Annotated in this window: 14 protein-coding genes and 1 pseudogene; 5 read left to right on the plus strand and 10 right to left on the minus strand. The window is 69.5% G+C overall.

Annotated features, from left to right (window positions below):
- Window positions 1-151: 151 nt before the first annotated feature.
- Window positions 152-790, minus strand: coding sequence for an HNH endonuclease family protein (locus H2Q94_RS29495; protein ID WP_243790386.1), 639 nt, complete (start codon window positions 788-790; stop codon window positions 152-154).
- Window positions 791-967: 177 nt separating this feature from the next.
- Window positions 968-1675: a hypothetical protein gene (locus H2Q94_RS29500; RefSeq protein WP_243790387.1), complete on the minus strand. Its 708-nt coding sequence runs from the start codon at window positions 1673-1675 to the stop codon at window positions 968-970.
- 83 nt (window positions 1676-1758) lie between these two features.
- On the opposite strand from H2Q94_RS29500, the gene H2Q94_RS29505 reads away from it, so the two are divergent.
- The gene (locus H2Q94_RS29505) at window positions 1759-3045 is read left to right on the plus strand and encodes an adenylosuccinate synthase (RefSeq protein ID WP_243790388.1); all 1287 of its coding nucleotides are present in this window, start codon (window positions 1759-1761) and stop codon (window positions 3043-3045) included.
- Between the two features lie 40 nt (window positions 3046-3085).
- On the opposite strand, the pseudogene H2Q94_RS29510 reads toward H2Q94_RS29505, so the two are convergent.
- The 5 genes and pseudogenes from H2Q94_RS29510 to H2Q94_RS29530 form a co-directional block, all read right to left on the minus strand.
- Window positions 3086-4075 (minus strand): annotated as a pseudogene (locus H2Q94_RS29510) (IS481 family transposase); the annotation flags it as partial.
- Between the two features lie 425 nt (window positions 4076-4500).
- Window positions 4501-5601: an FUSC family protein gene (locus H2Q94_RS29515; protein ID WP_243790389.1), complete on the minus strand. Its 1101-nt coding sequence runs from the start codon at window positions 5599-5601 to the stop codon at window positions 4501-4503.
- A gap of 238 nt (window positions 5602-5839) precedes the next feature.
- The gene (locus H2Q94_RS29520; protein WP_243790390.1) at window positions 5840-6247 is read right to left on the minus strand and encodes a DUF3151 domain-containing protein; all 408 of its coding nucleotides are present in this window, start codon (window positions 6245-6247) and stop codon (window positions 5840-5842) included.
- 77 nt (window positions 6248-6324) lie between these two features.
- Entirely contained in the window at window positions 6325-7359 is a 1035-nt protein-coding gene (fbaA, locus tag H2Q94_RS29525; RefSeq protein ID WP_243790391.1) for a class II fructose-bisphosphate aldolase, read from the minus strand.
- Between the two features lie 206 nt (window positions 7360-7565).
- A complete protein-coding gene (locus H2Q94_RS29530; RefSeq protein ID WP_243790392.1) occupies window positions 7566-7847 on the minus strand; it encodes a YciI family protein in 282 nt (93 codons plus the stop codon).
- 83 nt (window positions 7848-7930) lie between these two features.
- On the opposite strand from H2Q94_RS29530, the gene H2Q94_RS29535 reads away from it, so the two are divergent.
- The 4 genes from H2Q94_RS29535 to H2Q94_RS29550 all read left to right on the plus strand — a co-directional run bounded on the left by H2Q94_RS29535 (window position 7931) and on the right by H2Q94_RS29550 (window position 11215).
- Window positions 7931-8506: a SigE family RNA polymerase sigma factor gene (locus tag H2Q94_RS29535; protein ID WP_184484287.1), complete on the plus strand. Its 576-nt coding sequence runs from the start codon at window positions 7931-7933 to the stop codon at window positions 8504-8506.
- Window positions 8507-8943: 437 nt separating this feature from the next.
- Window positions 8944-10095, plus strand: a complete 1152-nt coding sequence (gene nagA, locus H2Q94_RS29540) for an N-acetylglucosamine-6-phosphate deacetylase (protein WP_243790393.1) — start codon at window positions 8944-8946, stop codon at window positions 10093-10095.
- 83 nt (window positions 10096-10178) lie between these two features.
- Window positions 10179-10412, plus strand: a complete 234-nt coding sequence (locus H2Q94_RS29545) for a hypothetical protein (RefSeq protein WP_243790394.1) — start codon at window positions 10179-10181, stop codon at window positions 10410-10412.
- 140 nt (window positions 10413-10552) lie between these two features.
- A complete protein-coding gene (locus H2Q94_RS29550; RefSeq protein ID WP_243795986.1) occupies window positions 10553-11215 on the plus strand; it encodes a VTT domain-containing protein in 663 nt (220 codons plus the stop codon).
- Window positions 11216-11296: 81 nt separating this feature from the next.
- Here the strand turns inward: H2Q94_RS29550 and H2Q94_RS29555 are convergent, their stop codons facing one another.
- From H2Q94_RS29555 to pyrE, 3 genes are read right to left on the minus strand one after another with little or no spacing between them, the layout of a single operon-like run.
- Complete coding sequence (locus tag H2Q94_RS29555) at window positions 11297-11950, minus strand: TrmH family RNA methyltransferase (RefSeq protein WP_243790395.1); 654 nt, start codon at window positions 11948-11950, stop codon at window positions 11297-11299.
- Window positions 11947-12606 (minus strand): hypothetical protein, encoded by a 660-nt coding sequence (locus H2Q94_RS29560; RefSeq protein WP_243790396.1) that lies wholly within the window; start codon window positions 12604-12606, stop codon window positions 11947-11949. Before H2Q94_RS29560 ends, H2Q94_RS29555 begins: the two co-directional genes overlap by 4 nt.
- A gap of 24 nt (window positions 12607-12630) precedes the next feature.
- Window positions 12631-13179: an orotate phosphoribosyltransferase gene (pyrE, locus tag H2Q94_RS29565; RefSeq protein ID WP_243790397.1), complete on the minus strand. Its 549-nt coding sequence runs from the start codon at window positions 13177-13179 to the stop codon at window positions 12631-12633.
- Between the last annotated feature and the right edge of the window lie 111 nt (window positions 13180-13290).

Genomic DNA, 13290 nt, shown 5'->3' on the forward strand with positions numbered 1-13290 from the left:
CAAAACGACCACCGGCGGGTTCTCAGCGGCTTCCTCGCGAGGACAGCCATTTCGCCGTGTATCGGACATACATCAGAAATGGATCCCGCAGCGAGGAAGCCGCTGAGGTTCCGCTGAGTGACCAGCTACGCAGACCGCTTTAAAAAGCTCATCAGCAAGTGCCGAGGGCGTCCTTGAGAGCCGTCTTCTCCGCTTCGGTGACGGTCAGTTCGTACTTGTGCTTCGAGCCGACCCACATCGACGCGTAGGTGCAGTGGTAACCGGCTTCCGGCGGCATCCACTGGTCCGGGGTCTGATCGCTCTTCTCCTGGTTCACGTTGTCCGTGACGGCGATGAGCTGCGGGCCTTCGAGGTCGTTGGCGAACGCCTCGCGCTGTTCGTTGGTCCACTCCGCAGCACCGGACCGCCAGGCGGCGGCCAGCGGCACCACGTGATCGATGTCCACATCGGACGGCTTGGTCCAGGAGCCGCCGTCGTACGGGCTGTTCCAGGTGCCCGAAGTCGGGTAGCAGTCGGAGCCGACCTCGACGTTCTCCCCGTCGCGCTTGAGCACGGCCTCGCGCGTGTTGCACCCGTCGGAACCTTCGCTCCAGTGCGGGAACTTCTCGCGGTCGTAGCCGTCGGAGGAACCTTCGGGCGCGACCTGGAGCTCGTCGAGCTGGGTCTGCGCGGTGGCTCCGTCGGGGATGCCGGGCGGCTCGGCACCGGCGGGCAGGGCCAGGCCCAGCGACAGGGCGCCGGCCAGGGGAAGAGCGGTCAGGGCTGCGCGAAGCGTACGTTTCGGCGTCATGGGGTCCTCCGCTGTGGCTGATCTCGCCGATGTCGATCCTGACCTTCATCGAGCGAAGTGGCCATGACAATGCCCCGAAGTGACTAGGGGATGACCTGTCGTGAAAGCGCCACGCTCCGGCCGCCTTATCTGGTGAATCTGTGTGTGCGCAGGGCTTTTCCTCGTTTTCCCGCGCGGTCAGGGCCGGACGAGCAGCAGGTCCTCGGTGTGGCGGTACCAGGCCCATTTGCCCACCGGTCGCGGATGCGCGACGCCGTCGCGCAGCACGGTCGCCTCCCGGAACCCGGCCTGCACGGCACGGCCCCTGGCCACCTCACGACGGGTGCGCAGCAAGGTGCGGCGCACGGTGGTGACGCGCAGCCCGTCGGCGGCCGGGTCGAGGTTCGCCGACAGCGGGTCGGCGGTGGGTTCCGGCAGCGGGGTGGCATCCGGGTCGGGACTGATCTCCAGGCTCCGCGCCGGGCCGTGCAGCACCCGCTGGTCGTCGCAGTACACCTGCCCGGTGATCGGCTCGACGCGCCCGGAGGCGATCAGCAGCCCGCCCGAGTCGTCCCGCACGAGCGCCGCGGGCCGGGCGTCGCCTTCGAACGCGAGCCGCTGCGCTTCCGGCCCGACGGGCAGCCCCCACAGCCGCGTCGCGGGCGACTCCGCCACCGGCACGTAGCCCACGGCCAGGTCGGCGATGCGATTCTTGCGCAGCAGCCGCAGCACGACCGCGGCAAGATCGGCATCGGTACCCTGGACCACGACTCGCCCGGGGCCGTCGGGCAACAGCGCATCGACCTCGGCCTTCCCAGGAGCGGGAGCGATGAAGTGCCACGCTGCGTGACCGCACGCGCGCGTGGTGTCATCGGTGTTTGTGCAGGACAGTGCAGTGGTACTCACGTTTCGCTCCTGGTTTACCCTGATCGACCGGCATCAGTGTCGCGTCGAAGCGCGCGGACCCACAGTCCAGGTTGGAGTTTCACATGCCGGCGATCGTGCTGATCGGAGCCCAGTGGGGCGACGAGGGCAAGGGCAAGGCGACCGACCTGCTCGGTGAGCAGGCGCAGTGGGTCGTGCGCTACCAGGGCGGCAACAACGCGGGTCACACCGTGGTGCTGCCCGACGGGCAGGACTTCGCGCTGCACCTCATCCCGTCGGGGATCCTCACACCCGGGGTGACGAACGTGATCGGCAACGGTGTCGTCGTCGATCCGGGTGTGCTGCTCGACGAGCTGGCCGGGCTGGAAGAGCGCGGAGTGGACACCTCGCGGCTGCTGCTCTCCGCCGACGCGCACATGATCATGCCGTACCACGTGGCGATCGACCGGGTGACCGAGCGCTACCTGGGCAAGAAGCAGATCGGCACCACCGGCCGCGGCATCGGCCCCGCCTACCAGGACAAGGTCGCCCGCGTCGGCGTCCGCGTCCAGGACCTGCTGGACGAGAAGATCCTGCGGCAGAAGGTCGAGGCCGCGCTGGAGTTCAAGAACCAGCTGCTGGTCAAGGTCTACAACCGCCGCGCGCTGGACGCCGACGAGGTCGTGGACACCGTGCTGGAGCAGTCCGAGCGCTTCGCCGGACGCATCGCCGACACGAAACTGCTGGTCAACCAGGCACTGGAGCGCGGTGAGACGGTGCTGCTGGAAGGTTCGCAGGGCACGCTGCTCGACGTGGACCACGGCACCTACCCGTTCGTGACCTCCTCGAACCCCACCTCCGGCGGGGCGTGCGCGGGCTCCGGCATCGGGCCGACCCGGATCAACGCCGTCATCGGCATCCTGAAGTCGTACACCACCCGCGTCGGTGCAGGCCCGTTCCCGACGGAGCTCACCGACGACGCAGGCGAGAACCTGCGCAAGCAGGGCGGCGAGTTCGGCGTCACCACCGGGCGTTCGCGGCGCACCGGCTGGTTCGACGCGGTGATCGCGCGTTACGCGACGCGGGTCAACGGCATCACCGACTACTTCCTGACGAAGCTCGACGTGCTCTCCGGCTTGGAGACCATCCCGGTGTGCGTGGCCTACGACGTCGACGGGCAGCGCGTCACCGAGATGCCGATGACGCAGACCGGCGTGCACCACGCCGTGCCGGTGTACGAGGAGGTGCCCGGCTGGTTCGAGGACCTCAGCGGGGCGCGCTCCTTCGAAGACCTGCCGACCAACGCGCAGAACTACGTGCTGCGCCTGGAGGAGCTGGCGGGCGCCCGCATCTCCGCGATCGGCGTCGGCCCCGGCCGCGACCAGACAATCGTCCGCCACACCATGGCTTGATCGTTCGTTCCGCTTGATCCGCATAGGTGTCCGGGTAGCTGTTGTGTCTTGTGAGGTTGGGGACGCGGCTGGCGGGTGGGTGGCCGCCGAGTGCGGTGTGGCCGCGGTGGTGATTGTAGGTGTGGAGCCAGTGTGGGAGGGCGTTTCGGCGTTCGGTGTCGGAGAGGTAGAGCTGGGCGTAGGCCCATTCGTCGAGCAGGGTGCGGTTGTAGCGTTCGACTTTGCCGTTGGTTTGGGGTCGGTAGGGGCGGGTGCGGAGGTGTGTGATGCCGGCGGCGGTGAGTGTGGCGGTCCAGAGGTGGGAGCGGTAGCAGGAGCCGTTGTCGGTCAGTACTCGGAGCACGGTGATCCCGGCATCGGTGAAGAATGTGTGTGCTCGTTGCCAGAACGCGGCGGCGGTTTCGCGTGTCTCGTCGGGAAGGATTTCGGTGTAGGCAAGCCGCGAGTGGTCATCGACGGCGTTGTGCAGGTAGCTGTAGCCGATGGCGGGTTTCTTCCCGCCGGCGCGGCGGCGGTCGGTGACGGTGGCCTGGCTGTTGTGGCTGCCGGCCTGGCGGCCGAGGACTTTGCTGCCGCCGCCGTCGGGGACGTTGCCGACTTTCTTGATGTCGACGTGGACGAGGCCGCCGGGCTGCGGGTACTCGTAGCGGCGGATCACCCGCCCGGTGGCCCGGTCCAGGTGTGCGAGCCGGGCCAGCCTGTAGCGGCCCAAGACCCGGTGCACGGTAGCCGGGTTCAAGCCCAGCAAAAACGCGATCCGTGCCGGCCCCCACCGGCGGATCACCCGGACCTTGATGATCCGCCGCTCGGTGCGCGACGGAGTGCGCCGCGGACTGTGATGCGGACGCGAGGACCGGTCTGCCATCCCCGCCTCGCCCTCGGTGCGATACCGATCCGCCCACCGTTGCGCGGTGCTGGGCGAGACTTGGAAACGCTCAGCCGCACGCCGCAACGGCCAGCGATCGTCCACGACACACCGAGCCAGACGCAGCCTGCCCGTCTCAGTCAACGGAGCGTTACGGTGACACACGAGGACCTCCAGGTATTCGGTGCAGATGTCGTGATCCACACCGAACCCGGAGGTCCTCACTCATTCCAAGATCATCCGCCCCGTGTCCCCCGTTCACAACCTCCCGAGACACAACAGGTAGCGGAACCTCAGTGAGCCTCTCGCTGCGGGATCTTTTTCCCTAGTGGCTCCGCCACGAGGGAAAAGCCGTCCTCGCGAGAGGCTCACTGAGAACCCGCCGGTGGTCGGCTTTTCGACGTGGGCTATGCGCTTCGCGCATACAGGCACGGCCTTCGGCCGCCAGGCAGGCTTGCTTCACCTCCCGACGGCACGCCCTGCGGCCGCGAGGCAGGCTTGCTTCGGTTCGCCCTTCGCGGACTACGCCGCCCAAGTGCACGGCTTCGCCGCAAGGATGCGGCTTCGCCGTGCCAAAGGACCGACTCGGGTCAGCTGTGGTCGCCTTCGCGGCGGGGGTGCAGCGGGGGGAGAGTGGCGATCGCCTCGGTTCGGGTGAGGCCGGTTGCTTGGAGCAGGTCCACCGCGATGGAGCGGACCTGCAGAACCACGACCTGCATCGAGAAGTCACCCTCCCCGAGCAGCTCCACCGAGGAACGCCGAGCCACCGACCGCGCCGTCTCCCGCGCCTGCAACGGCTCGGTGCCGCTGGCCAACTCATCGCGCAGCAACACCACCGAACCGGCGAGCTCCTCCAGCAGCCCCGGCAGCGGACGCGGTACCGGTTCGTCGTCGCGCAGCGCGGCCATCGCACGCCGCGCCAGCACTCGGGTGTTGCGCAACGCCCGGTCGATCGGAGTGGCCGCCGACTCGTAGCGCTCCAGGTCACCGCGGCGCCGCCAGCGGATCGGGGCGAACTTGGCGATCTCGCCGCCCGCCTCCAACGCCGTGCGGAACTCGTCGACGAGCTTCTGGCTCTTGCGCGTCGAGGCCAGCGTGTCGGAGGCGAGGTCGACGTCCCGGCGGGACACCGCCCACGCGACTCCGCGCAGCCCGTCGGTGAGCGCGCCGAGCACCAACCGGCCGTTGCGGTGCGCCACGGCCAGCGGGTTCGCGGGCAGCAGCGCGGCGACCACGAACCCGACCAGGCCGCCGACGGCGGCGTCGATCATCCGCGTCCAGCCGCCGGCCGTCGCGGGCGGCAGCAACGTCGCCACCAGCACCGATGAGGACGCCGCCTGCAACACGATGATCGCGCCGCTGTCGGCGAGCACCGCCGTGCTCATGGCGAGCGCGACGACCAGCGCGATCTGCCACGGACCGGTACCGATCAGCGAGATCAGCACATCGCCGACGCCGATCCCGATGCTGACGCCCACGACCAGCTCCAGGGAGCGCCGCATCCGCTGGCCCAGCGACACGCCCAGCGACACCACCGCGGCGATCGGCGCGAAGAACGGGGCCGGGTGCCCCACCAGGTGCTTCGCCACGGCCCATGCCAGCCCGGCGGCCACGGCGCACTGCACGATCGGAATCCCCGACCGGAACAACCGCCGCAACCGCCGACTCAACTCCTGCCGCACCCGTTGCACGCGCTCATTCTGCGCCACGACGATCGCAACGAGGTAGCGCGGCCGCGTCGGTGCTCGGCGGCGTGGACGAAGATCACTCGGTCCGAGCCGGTGAGCCGGATGACGGGGACACCGATGTGGCGACCGAGACCGGAGAAAGCACGCGGGGAGACCGCCGAGGCCCGGACGCCGGGCAGGGCCGTCGCGCGAACGGGCTGGGCCGGTCGGGAGGACCCGGCGCACCGGGTCCTCCCGAGCATCACGCCACTCCGGTGGCTTCCACCGATGCGGGGTCGCTGTCGAGCAGGAGCTGGCGGCAGCGGTCGAACTCCTCGGTCTCGCCGATCGCGCCCGCGGCCTTCGCCAGCACCGCGACGGCACGCAGCACGCCCTGGTTGGGGCGGTGCCGCCACGGCACCGGGCCGAAGCCCTTCCAACCGGACTTGCGCAGCGCGTCCAGGCCGCGGTGGTAGCCGGTCCGCGCGTAGGCGTAGGCGGCGATGAACTCTTCGCGCTCCAGCGCGGCCTCGCCGAGCTGCGCCCAGGCCGCGCTGAACGCGGGGAACTCCGCGGCGACCTTCGCCGGGTCGGTGCCGGCATCGAGTGCGGCCTGCGCGGTCGTGTTCTCCGGCAGCAGCGTTTCCGGTGGCTCCAGCAGGTTCGTCATGGCGTCATCCTGTCATCCGACGCGCGAACGCCACCCCGGTACTCGGTCCGGGGTGGCGTTCGAGGTGCGATGCGGTGTCAGCCGGCCAACATGCGGCCCGCGGACTTCAGCGTTTCGCAGCCGTGGGCGACGCGAGCGGCCATGGCCTGCTCCGCCGCCTTCAGGTAGCTGCGCGGGTCGTAGACCTTCTTGTTGCCGACCTCGCCGTCGATCTTGAGCACGCCGTCGTAGTTCTTGAACATGTGCTCGGCGATGGGCCGGGTGAAGGCGTACTGGGTGTCGGTGTCGATGTTCATCTTCACCACGCCGTAGGAGAGCGCTTCGTGGATCTCCTCCAGCAGCGAACCGGAACCACCGTGGAAGACCAGGTCGAACGGCTTGGACCCGGCGGGCAGGCCCAGCTTCTGGGCGGCGACGTCCTGGCCCTGCTTGAGGATCTCGGGGCGCAGCTTGACGTTGCCGGGCTTGTACACGCCGTGCACGTTGCCGAAGGTCGCGGCCAGCAGGTAGCGGCCCTTCTCCCCGGCGCCGAGCGCGTCCACGGTGTGCTCGTAGTCCCCGGCGGCGGTGTAGAGCTTCTCGTTGATGTCGTTGGCGACGCCGTCCTCTTCGCCGCCGACGACGCCGACCTCCAGCTCCAGGATGATCTTCGCCTTGGCGGCGGTGTCGAGCAGCTCGGAGGCGATCTGCAGGTTCTCGTGCAGCTCGATGGCCGAGCCGTCCCACATGTGCGACTGGAACAGCGGGTTCTCGCCGCGGTCCACGCGCTCCTGGCTGATCTGGATCAGCGGCCGGACGAAGCCGTCCAGCTTGTCCTTGGGGCAGTGGTCGGTGTGCAGTGCGATGTTCACCGGGTACTTGGCGGCCACGACGTGCGCGTATTCGGCGAGCGCGGTGGCCCCGGTGACCATGTCCTTGACCTTCGTACCGGAGGCGAACTCGGCGCCACCGGTCGAGACCTGGATGATGCCGTCGCTCTCGGCCTCGGCGAAGCCACGCAGCGCCGCGTTGAGCGTCTCCGACGAGGTCACGTTGATGGCCGGATAGGCGAACTCACTTGACTTCGCCTGGTCCAGCATCTCCGCGTAGACCTCGGGGGTAGCGATGGGCATCGGTCGTCCTCCTCGGGATGGAGTCGTACTTGGCAGCGGGGAGCCGCGCCGAATCCTACGAGGGCGCGCGAGATCCGCGCGGGCCTGTTGAGGTCAGCGCTACCCGTTCGCGTCATAGGGAAAACCACTGGATCGGTGCGGATCTGCACCGCTGTCGGAATCCTCACACCATTGGACGTGAGGGGTCGCCCGAACAGGCTAGTGGATCATGAAATCCACGAGCCGGTGATCGCGTTCCACTCACGGACGGTGGTCGAGGCGATCACGCCTTCCGTCAGGTACGGGTCCTCGTCGATCAGCCGCTGCACCGCCGCCGCGTCCGCCGCCTCGTACACGAGTTGCGCGCCCTTGCCGTCCTCGTAGGGACCGCCGGCGAGCAGGACTCCCCGCTGCGCGAGCGACTTGGCGTAGACGCGGTGGTCGGGACGTACGGCCAACCGGCGCTCCTCATCGTCGCCGTAGACCATTTCGACCACGAACTTCGCCATTTCGGACCTCCCTGATCACGAGCCTGTTCCGGACGCTACCCGGCCGAAGGACAGCCGCCGGGCGGAGCCGGTACTTTCAGATCATGTTCGGGGATTCCTCATCGGGGGTCGAACGCAGCGTCGAGCAGACTCTGGGTCACCTCCGCGCGATCGACACCGCATCCACCGCCACCGACCAACCGCTCACCCTCGAAGATCTATACCGACAGCAGCGGATGCGCATGGTCCGGCTGGCGATCCTGCTGGTCGACGAGCCGGCCACCGCCGAAGACGTGGTGCAGGAGGCGTTCACCGGGCTTTACCGCAACTGGTCCGGCCTGCGCGATGCGAAAGCCGCCATCGGCTACCTGCGCACCGCCGTGGTCAACGGCAGCCGCTCGGTGCTGCGACGTCGCAAAACGGCCCGCGAGTACCAGCCGCCGCACCAGGCCGACGCACGCTCAGCTGAGTCGCTGGCGATGCTCACCGCGGAGCACCAGGCGGTGGTGGCGGCGCTGGGCGAGCTGCCGCCGCGACAGCGCGAGGTGCTGGTGCTGCGCTACTACGGCAACCTCACCGAAGCGGAGATCTCCGAGGCCACCGGCGTCTCGAAGGGGACCGTGAAGTCCACCGCGAGCCGCGGCCTGGAAGCACTGCAGAAGGTCATGCGCTCGCACTGAACCGCTCGTACCTCGGAGGTGCCCTCCGCCTTCCCCGCGGAGCGAGGTCAACGGCGCCCCCTCCGAGTGAGCATCCCGCGTGGGTCCGCTGATCAGGTGAGTGATCAGCGGACCGCGACGATCGGAGCCGCCTCCGCCGCCAGCGCCGCGACGCGGCTTCCCGGCGCCACGGCTCGTCTGCGGCCGATCGGGCGACGGGCAAGATCACCCGATCCACACCGGGCTTTCACCCGGCCGCAGCGCGTCGCCGGTCAGCACCCGGCGGCACCCGACGGCACGGCAGCGAAGACCACACCATGCTGGTGTAGACCATTAGAGGTCGGTGCCGGAAAATGACGGCACCGACCACCACAGCAACCGCCGCTCGACGCGGCCTCGCCCTCCCACGGACCGGTCGACACCACGGCGCGGGCGACGAACGAAAGTGGGGACAGCCAGTGACCACGCACGACACCGGGGCAACCCTCACCGCGAGCCGCATCGTCACCCCGGACGGCGTGCTGGAGAACGGCTGGATCCGGCTGGCCGGCGCGGTCATCGACGAAATCGGCACCGGACCTGCCCCCACCGGAACCACCGACCTCGGCGACGGCTGGCTGGTGCCCGGTTTCGTCGACATCCACTGCCACGGCGGAGGCGGCGGCTCGTTCACCGGGCTCGAAGCCGACCAGACCCGGGCCGCGCTGGCCGCGCACCGCTCGCACGGCACCACCACGACGCTCGCCAGCCTCGTCACCGCACCCCTCCCCGACCTGGCGAAACAGGTCGGCGCGCTGCACGAGCTGGTCGTCGACGGCCTGCTCGACGGCATCCACCTGGAAGGCCCCTTCCTGTCCGCGGCGCGCTGCGGCGCGCACGACCCGGCGCTGCTGCGCGAACCGGACGAACAGGCGATCCGCACCCTGCTCAAAGCGGGGAAGGGCTCGATCAAGATGGTGACGCTCGCGCCGGAGCTCAACGGCGCGATCCCCGCCGTCCGCACCCTCACCGCGCAAGGCGTGATCGCCGCGATCGGGCACACCGACGCCGTCCGCGAACAGGTGCTGCCCGCGGTCGACGCCGGTGCGACCGTCGCCACCCACCTGTTCAACGGGATGCGGCCGCTGCACCACCGCGAACCCGGCCCGGTCGGGACGCTGCTGGACGACGAACGCATCACGGTGGAACTGATCTGCGACCTGGTGCACCTGCATCCGGCCGTGGCCGGTCTCGCCGCACGGCACGCGGGCACCGGACGGACCGTGCTGATCACCGACGCGATCAGCGCCACCGGCGCCGGAGACGGGACCTACGAACTGGGGAAGCTGCCGGTGACGGTGGTGGACGGGGAACCACGGCTGGCCGACGGCTCGCTCGCGGGCAGCACGCTCACCATGGACGCCGCGTTCCGCAACCTCGTCAACGACTGCGGGCTGCCGGTGCCCGCCGCGGTGCACGCCGCCTCCACCCGGCCCGCCGAGCTGCTCGGCGCGGCCGACCGGGTCGGCTCACTGCGCCCGGGACTGGCCGCGGACCTCGTGTTCCTCGGCGACGACCTGCGGTTGCGGCACGTCATGAAATCGGGGAACTGGGACACCCCCAGCCGCTGACACCGCATCGCGCCGGCAAATGACGGAGCCGAGGCCGCGTCACCCGACGGGTCATCCGGAAAGGACGTCCTACGCTGGCGGGCATGGAGAGTTCGCGGGAGACCCCGGAGAATCTGCTGTCCGCCGCGCTGCGCGCGCAAGCGGTCGGCGGGCAGCCCGGGAACGCCGCCCCCACACCACCGCCGCCCACACCACCGCCGCCCGCGCCGGTCCGGCCGCCCGAACGGCGCCGGCTCCCGGTGGCGTCGGTGCTGGTGTTCGCCGTGCTGCTCGGCATCGCCGCGGGCGGTCTCGCCGGAGTGCTCACCCTGGCTTGACGATGGCGCCACGAGCCGGACATCACTGAGCCCGTCCGGCGCGGCGACTTGCCCCGCCCCGGACGGCCGGAGTCGGGCTGGCGGTTCACGCTCAACGGGCACCGGTACCGTTGGCGAGCGTGACGACCGAACTCCCCGCGATGCTCAACGCCGCTGGAACGTCCACGCTCGCCCTGCTGCCGTCCTGGCTGGATCCGGAGAACATCGTCAGCTCGCTCGGCCCGTTCGCGCTGATCGGTGTCTGCCTGATCATCTTCGCGGAGTGCGGCCTGCTCATCGGGTTCTTCCTGCCCGGTGACTCGCTGCTGTTCGTGACGGGACTGTTCGTGGCGACCGGTGCGATCTCCACGCCGATCTGGCTGACCTGCCTGCTGCTGTCCTTGTGCGCGTTCGTCGGCAACGTGACCGGGTACTGGATCGGCCGCAAGGTCGGACCCGCCCTGTTCAACAAGCCCGACTCGAAGCTGTTCAAAACCGAACACGTCGACAAGACCCACGAATTCTTCGAGCGCTACGGCGCCCGAGCCATCATCCTCGCCCGGTTCGTGCCGATCGTGCGGACGTTCATCACCGCCGTCGCCGGCATCGGGCAGATGGACCAGCGGAAGTTCTTCAGCTACTCCGCCATCGGCGCCGTCCTCTGGGCCGCGGGCATGACGGTGCTGGGCTACTTCCTCGGCAACATCCCGATCATCAAGGAGAACCTCGAGGCGATGGCGATCCTGATCGTCTTCATCTCGATCCTCCCGATCATCGTCGAGTACGTGCGCGGCCGCCGCACCAAGGCGAAGGACGCCGCCTGAGGCACTGACCGACTCAGCCACCGAACGGCGAAAGCCCGGCCGGGCGCGGACGATCCGCTCGGCCGGGCTTTTTCACGCCCGCTACCAGGCGCGGGACGGGTCCGCGTGCTGCGCGATCCAGGCGTGCATGGCGATGCCCGCCGCCACCCCCGCGTTGATCGAACGCGTCGACCCGAACTGCGCGATGGACACCACGACGTCCGCCGTCTCCCACGAATCCGAATGCAACCCCGGCCCTTCCTGGCCGAACAACAGCACGCAGCGCTCCGGCAACGCGGTGCGCTCGATGGGCGTCGCGCCCGGCGTGTTGTCCACCGCGACGATCGCCAGCCCCTGCTCGGCGGCGAACTCGCGCAGCGAACCCAGGTCAGGGTGGTGGTGCACGTGCTGGTACCGGTCGGTGACCATCGCGCCGCGCCGGTTCCAGCGGCGACGCCCCACGATGTGCACGGCCCGCGCGGCGAACGCGTTGGCGGTGCGCACCACGGTCCCGATGTTGTGGTCGTGCTGGAAGTTCTCAATCGCCACGTGGAAGTCGTGGCGGCGGGTGTCGAGATCGGCGACGACCGCGTCCCGGCGCCAGTAGCGGTAGTGGTCGACCACATTGCGCCGGTCGCCTTCGGCCAGCAGCTCCGGGTCGTAGCGCTCGTCGTCCGGCCACGGCCCTTCCCACGGCCCCACGCCCACGTCGGTGCCCCACTCGGTGGGGCCGGGCAGGCCCGTTTCCTGACTCATCGCCCGGACAACTCCCCCCACGGCACGCCGCCGTGCACATCGACCAGCAGATCCAGCATCGGCAGCACCGTCTCCGGCTTCGCCGGTCCGGCACGGAACGCGACCACGTGATCCGGCGCGAACTCCAGCACGACGTCGCTCATGCGGTCATCGGTGAGCAAGGCGCGCGCCAAGCCCGGCGGCACCGCGCGGCGCGCGAACTCCGCGTCCGGCGAAGTCAGCAGGTACGCGCGGTCGAACTCCGCGTCGCCCGAAGGGACGCGCAGATCCTGGCCGAGCGCGCCGAACACGCCCGCGCGCGCCACCCGCAACTCCGGCCCTGGCACCGGGCGCGGCAGCACCACGGCGACCCCGAAGGTGAACACCCGCTGCCCAAGACCCGGCGGACGCCGGTACTGCACCGCCTCGAACGCCTGCCCGCGATGCTGCCCGGCGAAATGGAAGTAGTCGTGCAACCCGCGGGAACTCGCGAACTCCCGCAGCACCCGAGCCTGCCGCCACAACTGGTCGCCCGGCACCTGCCGCCAGCCCTCACCGGACCGCAGCAGCCGCTGGAAATTCCCGATGGAGCGCTTGCGGCCGAGCACGGCGAGCAGCACACCGCCCACCAAGATCAGGGCGATCAGGACGAAGGCGATGGGGACGATTGCTTCCACGGGACACGACCGTTCTGGACGCGGTCAGCTCAGACCGAGATCGGCGAGGTTCAGCAGCGAACGGTAGCTCAGCCCCTCGGCCTCGATGGCCTCTTTCGCGCCGGTCCCGCGATCCACCACGGTCACCACACCGACGATCTCGGCGTTCTCCTCGCGCAGCGCCTCCACCGCGGTGAGCACACTGCCGCCGGTGGTGGAGGTGTCCTCCACGGCGAGCACCTTGCGGCCCGCGACGCCAGGACCTTCGATGCGCCGCTGCATGCCGTGCGCCTTCGCGTCCTTGCGCACCACAAAAGAATCGATCGGGCGGCCGGGCGCGTGCATCATCGCGGTCGCGACAGGATCCGCGCCCAACGTGAGACCACCGACCGCGTGGTGCTCCCAATCCGCGGTGAGCTGCCGCAACAACGTGCCGATGAGCGGTGCGGCGGCGTGGTGCAGCGTCGCCCGGCGCAGGTCGACGTAGTAGTCGGCCTCCTTGCCGGAGGACAACGTCACCTTGCCGTGCACCACGGCGAGCTCGGTGACGAGCCGGGCGAGCTCAACACATTCCACCTGGTCAACCTGATTCACGTCGTGGAAGTTTACTGGCTGGTTTCGGGGCTCTTGTTGCTTGGGTGGTCGGGTGGCGGAACCTCAGCTGTCTTCTCGCTGCGGGATCTTTTTCCCTAGTGGCTCCGCCAC

Source organism: Saccharopolyspora gloriosae, from assembly GCF_022828475.1.
Lineage (GTDB): Bacteria > Actinomycetota > Actinomycetes > Mycobacteriales > Pseudonocardiaceae > Saccharopolyspora_C > Saccharopolyspora_C gloriosae_A.

Bases quoted from the DNA above. Each gene is read 5' to 3' on its own strand.
- H2Q94_RS29495 (WP_243790386.1), bottom strand. From the start codon at position 790: ATGACGCCGAAACGTACGCTTCGCGCAGCCCTGACCGCTCTTCCCCTG.
- H2Q94_RS29505 (WP_243790388.1), top strand. From the start codon at position 1,759: ATGCCGGCGATCGTGCTGATCGGAGCCCAGTGGGGCGACGAGGGCAAG.
- H2Q94_RS29520 (WP_243790390.1), bottom strand. From the start codon at position 6,247: ATGACGAACCTGCTGGAGCCACCGGAAACGCTGCTGCCGGAGAACACG.
- fbaA (WP_243790391.1), bottom strand. From the start codon at position 7,359: ATGCCCATCGCTACCCCCGAGGTCTACGCGGAGATGCTGGACCAGGCG.
- H2Q94_RS29530 (WP_243790392.1), bottom strand. From the start codon at position 7,847: ATGGCGAAGTTCGTGGTCGAAATGGTCTACGGCGACGATGAGGAGCGC.
- H2Q94_RS29535 (WP_184484287.1), top strand. From the start codon at position 7,931: ATGTTCGGGGATTCCTCATCGGGGGTCGAACGCAGCGTCGAGCAGACT.
- H2Q94_RS29545 (WP_243790394.1), top strand. From the start codon at position 10,179: ATGGAGAGTTCGCGGGAGACCCCGGAGAATCTGCTGTCCGCCGCGCTG.
- H2Q94_RS29550 (WP_243795986.1), top strand. From the start codon at position 10,553: ATGCTCAACGCCGCTGGAACGTCCACGCTCGCCCTGCTGCCGTCCTGG.
- H2Q94_RS29555 (WP_243790395.1), bottom strand. From the start codon at position 11,950: ATGAGTCAGGAAACGGGCCTGCCCGGCCCCACCGAGTGGGGCACCGAC.